The organism is Peribacillus loiseleuriae (assembly GCF_001183985.1).
Lineage (GTDB): Bacteria > Bacillota > Bacilli > Bacillales > DSM-1321 > Peribacillus > Peribacillus loiseleuriae.
On sequence record NZ_LFZW01000001.1, the window covers coordinates 5,065,553 to 5,080,793 of the forward strand.

At 35.0% G+C, this 15,241-nt stretch carries 13 protein-coding genes and 1 riboswitch; of the genes, 3 read left to right on the top strand and 10 right to left on the bottom strand.

Annotated elements, in window-relative coordinates; genetic code table 11:
* Positions 1 to 7: 7 nt before the first annotated feature.
* Genes AC625_RS23390 through AC625_RS23400 form a run of 3 tightly spaced genes read right to left on the bottom strand, consistent with a single transcriptional unit; the run spans position 8 to position 3,394 of the window.
* A complete protein-coding gene (locus AC625_RS23390; protein WP_049683453.1) occupies positions 8 to 1,000 on the bottom strand; it encodes an extracellular solute-binding protein in 993 nt (330 codons plus the stop codon).
* Between the two features lie 29 nt (positions 1,001 to 1,029).
* Complete coding sequence (locus tag AC625_RS23395; RefSeq protein WP_049683454.1) at positions 1,030 to 2,649, bottom strand: ABC transporter permease subunit; 1,620 nt, start codon at positions 2,647 to 2,649, stop codon at positions 1,030 to 1,032.
* Positions 2,642 to 3,394: an ABC transporter ATP-binding protein gene (locus AC625_RS23400; protein WP_049683455.1), complete on the bottom strand. Its 753-nt coding sequence runs from the start codon at positions 3,392 to 3,394 to the stop codon at positions 2,642 to 2,644. Before AC625_RS23400 ends, AC625_RS23395 begins: the two co-directional genes overlap by 8 nt.
* Before the next feature lie 248 nt (positions 3,395 to 3,642).
* Between AC625_RS23400 and AC625_RS23405 the strand changes: the two genes are divergently transcribed.
* The gene (locus AC625_RS23405; protein ID WP_049683456.1) at positions 3,643 to 4,407 is read left to right on the top strand and encodes a DeoR/GlpR family DNA-binding transcription regulator; all 765 of its coding nucleotides are present in this window, start codon (positions 3,643 to 3,645) and stop codon (positions 4,405 to 4,407) included.
* A gap of 184 nt (positions 4,408 to 4,591) precedes the next feature.
* Here AC625_RS23405 and queF read toward each other — a convergent pair whose 3' ends face one another.
* From queF to AC625_RS23415, 3 genes are all read right to left on the bottom strand, one after another.
* Positions 4,592 to 5,092 (bottom strand): preQ(1) synthase, encoded by a 501-nt coding sequence (gene queF / locus AC625_RS23410; protein WP_049683457.1) that lies wholly within the window; start codon positions 5,090 to 5,092, stop codon positions 4,592 to 4,594.
* A gap of 127 nt (positions 5,093 to 5,219) precedes the next feature.
* Positions 5,220 to 5,266, bottom strand: a riboswitch (PreQ1 riboswitch).
* Positions 5,246 to 5,404 carry a hypothetical protein gene (locus AC625_RS27085; RefSeq protein WP_180320139.1) on the bottom strand — a complete coding sequence of 53 codons (159 nt, stop codon included), beginning with the start codon at positions 5,402 to 5,404 and terminating at the stop codon, positions 5,246 to 5,248. (Overlaps the previous riboswitch by 21 nt.)
* A 157-nt stretch (positions 5,405 to 5,561) precedes the next feature.
* On the bottom strand, positions 5,562 to 6,446 hold the full coding sequence (locus AC625_RS23415; RefSeq protein WP_049683458.1) for a LysR family transcriptional regulator: 885 nt from the start codon (positions 6,444 to 6,446) through the stop codon (positions 5,562 to 5,564).
* 120 nt (positions 6,447 to 6,566) lie between these two features.
* On the opposite strand from AC625_RS23415, the gene AC625_RS23420 reads away from it, so the two are divergent.
* Positions 6,567 to 7,757, top strand: a complete 1,191-nt coding sequence (locus AC625_RS23420) for a coenzyme F420-0:L-glutamate ligase (RefSeq protein WP_049683459.1) — start codon at positions 6,567 to 6,569, stop codon at positions 7,755 to 7,757.
* A 527-nt stretch (positions 7,758 to 8,284) separates the two neighbouring features.
* Here AC625_RS23420 and AC625_RS23425 read toward each other — a convergent pair.
* The 4 genes from AC625_RS23425 to AC625_RS23440 form a co-directional block, all read right to left on the bottom strand.
* A complete protein-coding gene (locus tag AC625_RS23425) occupies positions 8,285 to 9,553 on the bottom strand; it encodes a cytosine deaminase (protein WP_049683460.1) in 1,269 nt (422 codons plus the stop codon).
* Between the two features lie 3 nt (positions 9,554 to 9,556).
* Positions 9,557 to 10,819, bottom strand: coding sequence for a cytosine permease (gene codB, locus AC625_RS23430; protein ID WP_049683461.1), 1,263 nt, complete (start codon positions 10,817 to 10,819; stop codon positions 9,557 to 9,559).
* Between the two features lie 452 nt (positions 10,820 to 11,271).
* Positions 11,272 to 12,753, bottom strand: coding sequence for a transcriptional regulator (locus AC625_RS23435; protein WP_049683462.1), 1,482 nt, complete (start codon positions 12,751 to 12,753; stop codon positions 11,272 to 11,274).
* 439 nt (positions 12,754 to 13,192) lie between these two features.
* Complete coding sequence (locus AC625_RS23440; protein WP_082191219.1) at positions 13,193 to 13,867, bottom strand: peptidylprolyl isomerase; 675 nt, start codon at positions 13,865 to 13,867, stop codon at positions 13,193 to 13,195.
* Between the two features lie 486 nt (positions 13,868 to 14,353).
* Here AC625_RS23440 and AC625_RS23445 point away from each other — a divergent pair, with 486 nt between their 5' ends.
* Positions 14,354 to 14,980: a hypothetical protein gene (locus AC625_RS23445; RefSeq protein ID WP_049683893.1), complete on the top strand. Its 627-nt coding sequence runs from the start codon at positions 14,354 to 14,356 to the stop codon at positions 14,978 to 14,980.
* Positions 14,981 to 15,241 lie beyond the last annotated feature (261 nt).

Here is a 15,241-nt window from a genome sequence, read left to right on the forward strand (position 1 = left end):
TTTTTAACTATTTTGCTTCATTGAAAAATTGTTGGTGTTGCTTTAATAGTTCAACTGTTAGTGGTTTTTCAAATTTCATAGAGTATGTCGGTTTGTGAGTATCAGAAACCGTTTCACCTTCATAAAGTGCTACTGGATAGTATTTCAATAGATCTTTTCTAGCATCTTTGATAATTACTTCGGCCATTTTCATTGCTAGCTTCGTCGTTTCGTCGTCTTTTTTCACAACTGCAATTGATTCTGTAAGAGAAAAATTCCCTTCAATTGGATCAATATAATCAATTGGTGCACCTGATTCTTTAGCTGCTACCACTTGATGACGAAGTCCAAAACCAGCCGCTACTTCCCCAGCTTGTACTTTCTTAATTGGACCTGAACCTGAACTTTCAAGATGTGGGCCACTATTTGCAATTAAATCATGAAGAATGGATTTTCCCTCTTCCTCGCCATATTGACTAATAACTGCTTGAACTAATAACCAACCTGTTGAAGAGTCCATAATATTTGGAATTGACACTAAACCTTTATATTCTGGTTTCGTTAAATCTTTAATAGTTGTTGGCATTGTTAAGCCTTTTTGTTTAATTACTTCTGTATTTACAAAAATTGAACCTGTGATAGCTAAAATGGGTGTATAAAATGGTGTATATTGTTCTAATGCATGAGTTTCAAAAGTTAAGTCTGTAAACATCGAATGTTTTTCTTGAGCACTTTCTAGGAAATAAGAGCTCATGGTGACTAAATTGGCTTCAATTTGGTCTCCCTCTGCCATAAGCTTTCCACCTAATTCAGATGTTCCTAAAGACTGGAGAACATACTTTCCTTCGTATCCAGCGTTCTTTAATGCACTTTCCATAGCCATGGTTGCTTCTTCATCACCATTTGTATAAATAACAACCTTTTCTGACCCATCCTCTTTATTACTGTTACAACCTACTAATGCAAATACTAAACCTAAAGCAAACAGAGACAGCATAATTCCCTTAATGGTTTTAAACATCATTTTCCCCCACTTTAAATAGTCAATGTTTAACGATTTATTGATTGTTTCTTTTGAAAATAATCACAAAGTAATTTAATGAATAAATTTGTCACAAAGATTAGTAAAGATAAAACAAATATTTCGTTGAATTTAGCAAAATGCTGTAGCTCCTTAATTTCGCTAGCGACTAATGAAGTTTGGGCTGTAACCAAAAAGATAATCCCGCTAACTGTAACCATTGAATTGATAAAATAGTAACTAAACATCTCAATCACTGTCGATGCTGAGTTTGGTAGAATCACTCGATAGACTGTCCTTATCCAGCTATCCCCCAATAATTCTCCAGTTGTTTCCCAAGATGGGTTCATTTTAGACAGCGAATTTTTCGCCATTAAATAGGGTGTAGTAAAGAAGTGAACAATATTACATAGTATGATAATTGTGAATGTCCCTTTTAAACTACTGCCATTAAAAAGCAGTAAATACGATAAACCTAATACCATACCTGGGACTGTGTTCGTAATCATTGAAACAATATCAATTGTTGATTTCCCTCTTAAAGATGTTCGAGCGTTTAGAATGGCTGAGCAATAGGCGACCAACGTACCTAATACAGCCGTTAATACAGCAACTAGTAATGAATTTTTATAGATATCTGTTAAATTACTTGATTGAAATATGCTTAACACATGTTTCAATGTGAAAGTAAGATCGTAAGGAAAACTATTTAAGAAAGGTGCAATAAACATGACGGCAAAAACAGAGAGCATTGCCACTATAATTGCCGAGGAAATGATCCCCAAACAAATATCTCTACATTTATGTTGAATTAGCTCTATATTGCTAAACTTGTCATAATGAAAATTCAGTTTTTCGAGATAATTCAGTAGTAATACACCAAACACCGCTGGTAGTAACATCAGTATGGCAATGACAGCACCATTATTAAAATCTGGAATGGAGCCAAGCATAACTTGGTACAATTGAGTCGCCACAACATAATACGTCCCACCTACTGAAGCAGGTATTCCGAAATCCGTAAAACTCAAGATAAAGGAAAGAACAAATGCTCCACCTAAGGTTCCCAACAATGGCTGTACGATTGTATTCAAGAAACTTCTTAACGAGCCATCACCCATTAACTTTGAAACGATGATAAATTTTTTATCAATGTACTTAAAAGAATTATTAATAAGAAGAAACGCTGCTGGTAATGTATAAATTACATAGCCCATTAGTAATCCATTAAATCCATAAATTTCAAATAAATTCCGTCCAAAGATCTTAGTTAGTAAGCCCTGATTTCCAAATGAATACATAATGGCAAATCCATAAGTAATCGTTGGAAGTAACATCGGGATTAGAATTCCCGTTTTAATGACCGTTTTTATTGGGCGGTAAATTCTTGTACAGTTGACGGCGTAAGCAAGAGTAAATGCTAGAATCGTTGTGATTACAGCCGTCATACTAGAAATTTTTATACTGTTTCCAAATGCCTCATTTAAGTCCTTGCTTGACAGAATTGAAAGGTAATTCGAGATACCAAATCCTTGATCTGTTTCAAACGAGCGAACAAATAAAGTGCCAAGAGGCAATAATAGAAAGACGGTAAATAACAAGAATATAGATAAGAAGATGACTCGCATTTCTATTTTTACATTAGGCATATTTTTCACCAAATAAGTTATAAATATTTTGTCTCTTAATCTGTAATTGTTTAAGGATAAATTCTTTCACAAAATCATTATTTGGTTGATTAATGATTTCCTGAGGTGTTCCAAATTGAGAAATATTCCCCTGATTGATAATTAGGATTTTATCTGACAATGTTAATGCTTCTTCTGGATCATGCGTTACAATAATCGTCGTAAGCTTATATTCTCTAGCAATGGATTGAATACGTTGTTTAATGGATTCTTTAATGACCCCGTCTAGTGCACTCAATGGCTCATCCAATAATAATATTTTTGGTTTCATGACTAACGTTCTTGCAAGAGCTACCCTTTGTTTCTGACCACCCGATAACTCACCGATTTTCTTAGCCAAATGTGGTTTTAACTCTAAGAAATCAATATACTCCTGCAGTTCTGTTTCTGATACTAGTCCCTTCTTATTTCTTAAACCATATATAATATTTTCATAGGCACTTAAATGAGGGAAAAGCGCATAATCTTGGAATACGATATTGAATCCGCGATTCTTCATTGATACATTGCTCAAATCCATATCATTAAAGATAATCCTGCCATGGTCCAATTGGGTTAATCCTAAAATAATATTTAATAATGTCGTTTTGCCACTTCCGCTCGGACCTAATAATGAAACAATTTCACCTGTTTTAATTTCAACATTTATGTCATCTAAAACTACTTTTCTATCGAATTGTTTGCTTACATTTTGTAATTTCAGCAAACTGTTCACCTCCTTAAACACAACCTTAGTATAAAAACTATATGTAAATTAAAGTAATGATTAACGTAAATACTATGTAAATATTGCATAATTTCTATCTAATTCAGTACCAAGTTATGCATAACTTAAACTTCATTCATAACTATCTTATCTTATTGTTTATGTAAATATATTGAATATATAAATGGATATCAGTACACTAGAATTAATACCGCTTTAAAAAATGATAACTTTGAGTAGGTGAATATATGTTTCCGGTTGAAAGGCAACAGAAAATTATTGATTTATTAATGGTAAAAAAGGTTCTCAAAATATCTGAGTTAACTGAAGAACTAAAAATCTCTGTTGATACCCTTCGTAGAGATCTAAACCTGCTTACAAAACAAGGGAAAATCGAAAAAATTTATGGTGGAGTTAAACTAATCGAAGCAAGATTTGGGGAATCTACAATTGACGAACGCATGGTCAGTCATATAAATGAAAAAGAAGTAATCGCACAAAAATGTAGCGAATTGATCTATGACGGCGATTGTATTTTTATAGATAGTGGCTCGACAACCTATCAAATTGCAAAATACATTAAAAATAAGAAGAAGCTAACGGTAGTGACGAATTCAATTCCTGTTGTATTAGAACTAATAAATAGTGATGTCGAGCTGATTATCATCGGAGGAAAAGTCAGACATAATGAACAGTCTGTAGTAGCCTATGATTATTTATTTAATTTTAGCGAATTAAATATAGTAAAAGCGTTTATTTGTACCAGTGGAATTACGATCGAAAAAGGAATTTCTGATTATAATTTAGAAGAAGCAAACACGAGAAAAAAAATGATTGAATTATCTAAAGAAATTTATGTTGCCGCTGACAGCACAAAATTTGGTAAGAATGTCACAATTGGGATTGCATCACTTGATAAAATTCATTACATTATTACAGATCAAAACGTAAATAAAAATCTCATCGATGCATTTAAGAAAACGAACACAAGTTTAATCATTGCAAAATTTTAATCCTCATACAAACAAAAATGGAAATTCCACTGGTAATAAACAAATCCAGCAGAATTTCCGTTTTTAAATGAAAATGAGCAACCTCACATGAATACCTTATTTTCGTACTTACAAATGCTTGAATTACTATATGTTTACCCAGTTTAAGAGGGAAATAATCCTTAGACCACTTCCATTCATTACTTTAACGATTATCTATTTTTTCAGGATAAAGATCATGATTCATCAAACGAAAATGGGCCATCTCTTCGTACTTGGTATCTGGTTTCCCATAATTGCACCATGGATCGATGGAAATTCCGCCACGTGGTGTGAATTTCCCCCACACTTCAATATATCTTGGGTCAAGTAATTTAATAAGATCGTTCATAATAATATTAACGCAATCTTCATGGAAATCACCATGATTGCGAAAACTGAATAGATATAACTTTAGTGATTTGCTCTCTACAATTTTTTGATCTGGAACGTAGGAGATATACATCGTTGCAAAATCAGGCTGATGTGTCAGTGGGCATAAACTAGTGAACTCCGGACAATTAAATTTCACGAAATAATCACGATTCGAATGAAGATTATCTACTGCTTCTAATACCTCCGGTGCATAATCAAATGAATATTGTGTATGTTGGTTACCTAATAACGTCAAATCCTTTAAACCTTCTTCATTGCTTCGGCCAGACATAAAAAAATCCCCCTTGTAAATGGTTTCCCGACACTGTTTTAAAAGAGCAATCCGCTAATCATTCTATACCAACTAAAAGGATAAAATATAAAAAGCCATGTCCAGTATGGACATGGCATAATGTCATGTATCCATAGTTTTTTATAGAGGGTATCAGCTATGAACCTCTCCCGTTTTAGCTCGGGCATTCTCTTCTTTCATATCATAAAGAACACCTGGCAAAACGTCAAATGAAAATTTATCTTGTTTTTTATCGACAGCATGCTGTACAACATCCTTACAATGTACGTGGCGAGCGTTTGAACTACCCACCACTTCATTTTCTAACGACAATTTGAAGTGGGGGGGATATACAAATAAAGAGGAGGTTGTTCAAAAAGTCCAGTCCTCGCGTATTACTGCATACGCGAAAGGTTTGAAACAATCGCTAACAGAACTTCTCGGCTCCTTTTAGAACATTCACTTATGCTTATTTACTTTCTATGATCTCAACAAATTTTGTTGAAGCTGGTGATAGCGGCACGCTTTTTAGAAAACAGACCCCAATACTTCTCTTCGGTATTTCCTCCATTAATTGAACTTCATATAATAATCCATTATTTAAATATTCTTGGGAAAATTCCTTAGTCACACACGCAATCCCTAAATTTATTTTGGCAAACTCCAATAATAAATCGTGTGAGCCTAATTCAAATTCTGAAGAAATCTTAATACCTCTAGATATCATATAATCCTCTACATACTTTCTGGAAATAGATTTCGGCTCAAGTAGTATTAATGGTAATTTTACTACTTCATTAAGGCTTAATGGCTTAGATAATAGATGCTTATATTTCTCCCCACAAACGAAAATATCATGGATATCAATACACGGTATAAGTTCTAATGTAGGATCATCAAGTGGAAAATTACAAATTGCAATATCCACCTCTCCTGATTTTAATATAGAACAAATTTCTAATGTTGTACCATTAACAATCTTTAATTTAATATTAGGATATTTAGTATGAAAAGCTTCTAAATAAGGAAGTAAAAAATATCTAGAAATCGTATCACCTACACCGATTTTTAATTCCCCTGTCGTTAAATTCTTAAATTCTAAAATCTTTTCTTCCCCAACATTAATTAAATTAATGGCAGAATGAACATACTCAAATAGAAGACTACCCCCATTTGTTAAAGTTACACCTTTTGGGGTTCTATTAAAAAGACGTATATCTAATTCCCTTTCTAATTGCATAATTGCTTGACTGACAGCTGGTTGTGTCATATAAAGATCTTTTGCTGCCTTAGAAAAGCTTTCACTTTTTCCTACCTTACAAAATACTTTATACAAATCTAATTTACTTATCATATAACCACCCCTTATACCTACCATTTGATATATTCATTTTACTTATATCACTAAACCGATGTATAGTACAAGAAGGGACATAATATAAATTAACTTTACTAATGATAAGGGGAGATTATATTGGAAAGAATAGTTGGAACAGTCGTTAGAGGGCTTCGTTGTCCGATCATAAATCAAGGCGACAATATAGAAGAAATCGTTGTAGATAGCGTATTAAAAGCTGCAGAAGTTGAAGGTTTTAACATTAATGATAAAGATATCGTTACATTAACAGAATCAATCGTAGCTCGTGCTCAAGGGAATTACGCGACTATTGATCATATTGCTAAAGATGTTCAAGCAAAATTCGGAGAAGATACTGTCGGTGTTATTTTTCCTATCTTAAGTCGTAATCGTTTTTCAAACTTGCTACGTGGTATTGCAAAAGGGGCTAAAAAAATTGTTTTAATGCTTAGCTACCCATCTGATGAAGTTGGAAATCACTTAGTTGATATAGACGTTCTTGATGAAAAGGGAATTAACCCTTGGACAGATGTTTTAACAGAAAAACAATTCCGTGATCATTTTGGCTATAATAAACATCCTTTTACTGGTGTTGATTATATTGAATATTATAAATCGCTAGTTGAAGAATACGGCGTTGAATGCGAAGTAATCTTCTCTAACAACGCAAAGACAATCTTAGATTACACGAAGAGTGTCCTTACTTGCGATATTCATACAAGATTTAGAACAAAGAGAATCTTAAAAGCAAACGGCGGCGAAAAAATTTATAGCCTCGATAATATTTTATCGGAGTCTATTGATGGCAGCGGATGTAATGAAGCATACGGGTTGCTTGGATCTAATAAAGCAACTGAAGATAGTATTAAACTTTTCCCACGTAATTGCCAACCTATCGTTGATAAAATTCAGCAAATGCTTAAAGAGAAAACTGGCAAAGATGTTGAAGTTATGGTTTATGGCGATGGAGCGTTTAAAGATCCAGTAGGTAAGATATGGGAACTGGCTGATCCAGTCGTATCACCAGCTTACACATCAGGACTTGATGGCACACCTAATGAAGTAAAGTTAAAATATCTTGCTGATAATAACTTTGCTGATTTAAGAGGTGAAGAACTTAAACAAGCGATCTCTCAATACATTAACAATAAAGATGCGGATCTTGTCGGTGCTATGGAAGCACAAGGGACTACTCCTCGAAAACTTACTGACCTGATCGGTTCTCTATCCGATTTAACTTCAGGTAGCGGCGATAAAGGTACACCTATTGTCTTTATACAAGGTTATTTTGATAACTATACAAAATAAGATTTGATAGTTATCAATAAAAATAAGGATGCCTTAAGGGTTGATTGTGCTCCCTATACACAGTTCATAGTTGTACTTACACTTAATTGGAACTGTATAGTATGGTTGCCTAGTTAAGCTCTTAGGGGCACCCTCATTTTTAATTTTATAGTAAGCGTCGAATGATTCCTGCTACTAACCAAATTGAAGCAATGAGATAATCTCTTCAACTAGATAGTTGAGGAGGTTTTTTTGTGTCTCGAGCAGAATTGTAAAAGGAATGGGAACATTGCATTGCTGAATTTAAGGATAGTGGACAGACTTAATATACCGTTAAAAACTTAGCATTTACTTATGATATGGTTCACCGTAGTAAATCTAAATGATTTATACGAACCTTAAAGCCCTCTCCTGATTCAATACTTATCGGCAGTTATCCGCCACCTACTTTCTTTGCTTCTCTTTAATTCTTGAGGTAGGGGTTTTTCTGCCCTTTAATGTGGGATAAAAAAAGACACAACCCTATTAAAGTTGTGCCTAAATGTCTTCTATCTATTAAAATTAATCTTCTCTTCAAATTGATCCAAAGTTATTGTTGCTTCACTTGGCTTTGTTTCGGCAATAATCTTGCCGTTTCTGAAGGAATACCTAACTGTTGCTTGCTTGCGAATTGCCTCATATTCATTTTCTGCAGACAAGACGATGAAGTTAGCTGGTTTACCTTCTTCGATTCCGTAATCCTTTTCAATGTGCAACGTTTTAGCACTATTGCTAGTGATTAAATCGATTGAATTTACAATTTGTTCATAGCCCATTAGTTGTGAAGCATGGATTCCCATATGCAACACTTGAAGCATGTTCCCTGTTCCAAGTGGGTACCATGGGTCAAATATGTCATCGTGGCCAAAGCAAATATTTAAACCCGCTTCCTGTAACTCTTTTACCCTTGTTAGGCCTCTTCGTTTTGGATACGTATCAAATCTTCCTTGAAGGTGAATATTCACAAGCGGATTTGATACAAAATTAATGGAAGAAAGCTTTAATAAGCGGAATAATTTATACGTATATGCATCATTATAAGAGCCCATTGCCGTTGTATGGCTCGCTGTTGTGCGAGTACCTAATCCACGTTTGTAGGCCTCCGCAGCTACAACTTCTACAAATCGTGACTGTTCATCATCAATTTCATCACAATGGATGTCAACTAATCGATCATATTTTTCAGCGAGGTCAAAAGCAATTTTTAACGACTCCACTCCGTATTCTCTTGTAAATTCAAAATGAGGAATGCCGCCTACAACATCGGCGCCCATTTTCAATGCTTCCTCCATCAATTCTTCCCCATTAGGATATGAAAGGATGCCTTCTTGTGGAAATGCAACAAGTTGAAGATCTACATAGGGAGCCATTTCTTCCTTTACTTCCAACATTGCTTTTAAAGCCGTTAATTCTGGATCTGTTACATCTACATGTGTACGGACATGCTGAATACCTTGAGCAATTTGCCATTTTAAAGCCGTTTTTGATCTTGTTTTTACATCATCAATCGTTAGCGTTTCTTTTCTTTGCGCCCATCTTTGAATTCCTTCAAATAAGGTGCCACTTTTATTCCACTCCGGTTCACCCGCTGTTAACGTTGTATCTAGATGGATATGCGGCTCAATAAAAGGTGGCAGGACAAGAGATCCATCAACATCAATGATTTCTCCTCCATCAACATCTTCGAGTATTTGAGTAATTTTATTTATTTTGCCATCTTGTATAATTAAGTGCCAAAGGCCTTCTTTTCCTCTAAGTTTTGCGTTTTTAATAATCACGGATTAACTCACCTTTTCATACATTTTATTTGTCACTTTTTCTTCCCGTTGAGGTAGACATTTCATCATTACTACGTAAATAATCGCAGATCCTAATAGTGCATTAATTGGTGGGATGCCTGGTGCCAAATTAGCAATTGCTACTCCACCTACCCATGCTAATATAGCGATCCAATTTACCGCTTTAAATTTCATCGTTTCGAATGGTTGATATTTTCCGCGCTTTAGTAAAAAATAGTCTGCTAATATAATCGCTCCTATTGATGGCAATGTGGAGCCTAAAATCGTCAAGAATCCAACAAAGTTGTTATAAAGCCACATCGCTGCCATTGTTCCAATAATTCCGTTGAAAACAACAACTTTATGTTTTGGTAATTTCGTAATGTTTGAAAATCCTAGACCTGAAGCATATAACGCACTATCATTAGTTGTCCAAATATTCAAACCAAGAACAATAATAGCAGGTATCATTAACCCTTGTAAAAACATCACATCTGATATATCAGATTTACCATATGCCATAGCACCGACTGCACCGAATAAAAACATAAGCGAATTCCCAAGAAAGAATGCAATCACATTAGCAATTACAGCAGATCGCGATGTCTTAGAAAACCGAGCAAAGTCGGGTGTAAGCGTACCAGCGCTAATAAATGAACCGATACAAATAGTTAATGCTGCTGCAAGGCCTATTGCCTGTGTCGGTTCATAAGCGAACAATCCTTGAATCCCCCCAGCTACATCAGCTGCATCAAACATCGAATAACTACCGAAAACCGCAATGGCAGGAACAGCAACAATTCCTAAAATTGTCAAAGTCTTCATCCCGAAAATGGATGATACAGTCATTAACAATCCAAAAATCGCAATTAACAGATAAACATTGGCCCCAGTCGCTTTTGCAACAGGGACTGCAAACATCGCAAGACCGACACCAAACCAGCCTACTTGAGTTGAAGCTAGTAAAAATGAAGATAAATAAGAACCTTTTTCACCAAATGCATATCGAGTCAATAAATGTGTTGATAGCCCCGTTTTTGCTGCAATATGAGCTAATGCACCTGTATAAAGCCCAAGTACAAGATTCCCTGTTAACACAATCCATAAAAACTGCATAAACGACAATCCAGTTCCTAATGTTCCTCCAGACCACATGCTCGCTGAGAAAAAGCTAAGTGAGAGCATCACCGCAAGAATTTTCCAAAACCCATTCCGATTTACTTGTGGCACTGCCTGAAACGAGAATTCTGTATCTACCTTTGTCATACCAATTCCTCCAATACGTTAGTTGATAAGAAACTGGTACCGAAGAAAGCTTCGATAATTTTAGGAGATTAAGAAATAAAAAAAGCTTCTTGCCATTTCTGACAAGAAGCTTTTTTACACAATGAACATAGGTATCCTATATACACAGGCTACCAAAGCAATGTTCATTATTTCCGCTGTCCTTGTCAGCCTCACGGGACTGAATTAAAGGTACCAGTATTTAATTAAACATATTATTACAGAAAAAAAAGATGTTGTCAACCTATTCTTATGGGTAGAGACAGGTCCCATGTCCCTATGTGGAAGAAAACAATCCCCCAATACCATCCCACAAGTCAAAAGGTCATAGTCAAATCATTTGATAGAGAGTTCTATGAAAAGAAGAAAATAGCCACCATATCTGTTCTAGAAAATACAGAAGGGACAAGATACCTGTCCCCTTGTCACTTCCTTTAATTTTCTTGTTTCTTAACAACTATATAGGCTTGCTTCGGATGATTTAATTGATCTGGATATTTCAGTCTTATTTTCTCATTGTTTAATAGCTTTACTAAATAATTATTTCTTAATCCATCAGGTGTTCTCTCTAATAAGTAGGCCATTTCTTTTAACCTTAATGGCTTTTTGGTGCAGAGCCTGACTATAATCTCTTCCATTGTGCTTGGCTTTAAACGTCTTTTTCTTCTAGCAAGCTCTGCAATCTCCCATAATTCTTCTTCCACTTCCTTTAAAGAAGAAAGGTTTGTTTCTTTCTCCTTTTGTTCATCTATTGAACCAATGCTCGTTATATCTATTTTTTCATAGTTTGTTACATGCACTTCACTATTAACGGAGTTAGAAGTACTAACAAAAGGAGAATTTTCTTTATTCACGGAGTTATTTTCTTTATTAAAGGAGTTCACATCCTTATTATAGGAGTTACTATTGTTAATATAGGAGTTATCTCCCTTATTCAAGGAGTCGTCTTCATTACTTACGGAGCTCCCTTTCTTATTATAGGAGTTATCCTCCTTATTTACGGAGTTATCTGTGTCATCAGAACTCCCCATCAAAGATATTTCGTCTCCAAAAGATAAAAAGTGATCACTTTCGACTATTTCTTCTACATGTTCTTCTTCCTCTATCAAATTTGATTTTACATGTAACATGAGAACCGTACGTTCTGACTCTGGAACTTGGGTTAAATCAAAAGCACCCTCTCCATAGTTCTCCCATATTATTCCCACCTTTTTCAATCCAGAACCGGTCCTTTTACAAAGCCCAATTAAAAGGAACATTTTGAAGAGGTTGGGATTGCGAAGATTACTTATATTGCCTTCTAATGCTTGTTCTACTGATATCCGAAAAAGACCAGGGTTTGAAAATCGAAACAAATTCCTTTCTTTTTCAATTACAATGCCACCTTCTCCATAATAATCAGAATGAACTAATGCATTTATCAGTGCCTCATGCAAGCAAGACATAGCATCAGACTGAGTAAAACCGCTACCTGTATATGAATCATTAAAATCAGCAGCTAAATCCGCACTGGTTTTAAAGTAAAAGTCAAATACATTCCCCGACCAAGTTCCATCCTGCGATGTAAAACGTTGGGACCAATTCCCTGTCATTATCTCCTCTAAGCTTTCTCGATATTCAAGAAAATACTGTGGCAATACCTCTGTAATGATTCTTTCCTCACTGAACATCAATAAGCCAGCAAGAGTCAAGCCTTCCTTATTCGTATTTCGTACCTTCCCCCACGCACCAATTTTGTATAGAAATTCCTTTGTCTCTAACCCATTCCAAGGATGTCTTGGTTTAATAGATGAAAACTTATCTCGATAGTTTTTAATAGATTCAAAGTTCAGTTCATTTATTCCGTAATGTTCTAAGATTACATTATCCTGTGGAACGGATGAATAATCAGGTGGATCATTTACATTTATATTCACGTTTAATCTCCCCCTTATACTCGATTTGTTTCTTTGTTATTTTTATTTTATCACCTTTTGTCTAGTCCTTCTCCTCCCTACATGATAATTACCATTTCCCATTCCAATAACCACCAAAAATATTTATTCAGAGCAGCCTAAATATAAAAAAATAAATTATATTAATATAAAGAAACATATTATTTTAATATATCGATATAGTTTAAGGGACACAAGGACAGGTCCCTGCTTAACATTTATTTCCTAGATGAACAAGTTTAAGGTTAACAAAAGGTGTATCAACCGCCATATCTGTTCTAGAAAATACAGAAGGGACAAGGTATCTGTCTCCTTGTCCCTTTTAATCAAATTGTATTCCTTGCCAATCCCTTATAACAAGCTGTTGGATTGACGCTCCCAATATACGATAAAGTCACCCAATTTCGGATTATCACATCCTCTATTCTCGCACTTCTGGAGCAGGGTAGTCAAAGCCCTTCGTATCCACTTCGACCTTTTTCATTTGCTGATCTTCTAACGGCTTATCTGCAGAATCTCGTTCAGCGGCAACGATAGCATCTACTGTTTCCATACCCTCTATTACTTTCCCAAAAGCAGCATATTCTCCGTCAAGATTTAACGCTTCATCTACCATTATAAAAAATTGCGATCCCGCAGAATTTGGATCATTCGTCCGTGCCATTGAAATGACACCACGTTCATGTTTCAGATTATTTTCAAAACCATTTTTAGAAAATTCACCTTCAATAGAATATCCTGGTCCACCTGATCCATTTCCTGAAGGATCCCCTCCTTGGATCATAAAATCAGGGATAACCCGATGAAAAATAAGACCATCATAATAACCTTCTTCAACTAAAGAAATAAAATTAGCTACCGTATTGGGAGCTGTAGAAGGCTCTAGTTCAACAATAATTTTTTTATCATTGTTCATAGTAATCGTTACGATTGGATTTTCTTTCACAGCTGTTGAATAATCCGGTTTTTCGTCCGATTCCTTTATCGTCTTCCCCTCTGATTGTCCACTTTCTGTTGATGTTCCACAACCCGTCAAAACAATAGCTACCGCCATCAGGCTAAAGACAAAATAAAATACTTTATATCGCGTGAACATATTCTTTTTCAACTCCTCTATATAATCAGTTTATTAATTATATAACTATAAGATAATTCACGACAACTCATTAAAATGTGCATTGCGTGAAAACTCTATCCTCCTAATTCAGAAAAACCTTACTTATGATACGGTTCACCAAAAAAAACATACTAACATGGTTAATTTTGAACACAAAGTATTCATATCTATATAACATTTTCCCACAATCTCGTTGTGGGTTATATTTTTTCCTCAACACTGACTTCATCCAAAAAGCTTATTTTGGATAGCTAATAATAAATTACTTATTTCCAGCTTCAGTTAAATCAAATCAATTTTTATAAAATTATTAAAATGTATTAATTTACGTTTTATACTCCCTCTATATTCTGGAACCTAGCTGTTATGTCCAATCTCACTTATTCCTTTTCCATATACTAATAAAAAGGAGGTGAGGAAATGGGGAATGATAAGTATAGCTTTTCACGCAAGATTGAAGAGAAAGTGAGTAATAATGAGGATAGCTCTTTATGTCAAGATAACGCAAAAGTAGAGTCGGCACATCAAGAATGTATTGATCGTGCTTATCGCATTCCCATATTTTTAAGTACGACAACTCATTTAAATAACAAACAACAACAGTTTCTAAACCGTCTAATTTTCGAGATTGAGAATGCTTTGCTTTTTCCGCGTACATTACCTTTAAGCGAAAGTTATCCCGAATCCATTTTAACTGATATTCGTCGGTTAGTTTCATCAAGCTATGGAATGTTAGCAGTAAACCTTCGTCGTTTTAAAATCCAAACAGTTGACGTCAATACAGGCCCCCCTCCATCATCCACTCCGTTCTGGGTAGGATCAGTTTATTCACAAGTAGAACCTTCAATGGCTTTTCAATTTGGTCTACCCTTACTATTAGTAAGGGAAGAAGATACTGACGCAAATAATGGAATTTGGGCAGGAGGAATTGCCCCACTCAACCTATTTATAGTTTGGCATTCTGAAACCCAAACTGTTGATCAATTCTTTAACACTCCTGAATGGAGATCAGCCTTTGCAAATTGGAGTGCACAAGTAAGGAATGCTTTTTATATTCAGACAGAGCCTAAGTTCAAGTACAGATGTGAATGATAGACCGGTACTTTAGTATCAAGTCGAAAATATACAAGGTTCTGTTCACCTTTATATATTTTCGACTTGTTTACATCAAAACAAACATTTCTATTTGATTACCACACACAAAACCTAAATGGCGTTAAAATGCCACCAATACCCTTTATCACACTACACTCACCTAATCACAATGGTGGCATTTGGGATGCTTTCTCAATAAAATAAGTAGATTGGCTATATGAATAAGTCGTGTAGACTAAATCCCCATGTCCTTCATAC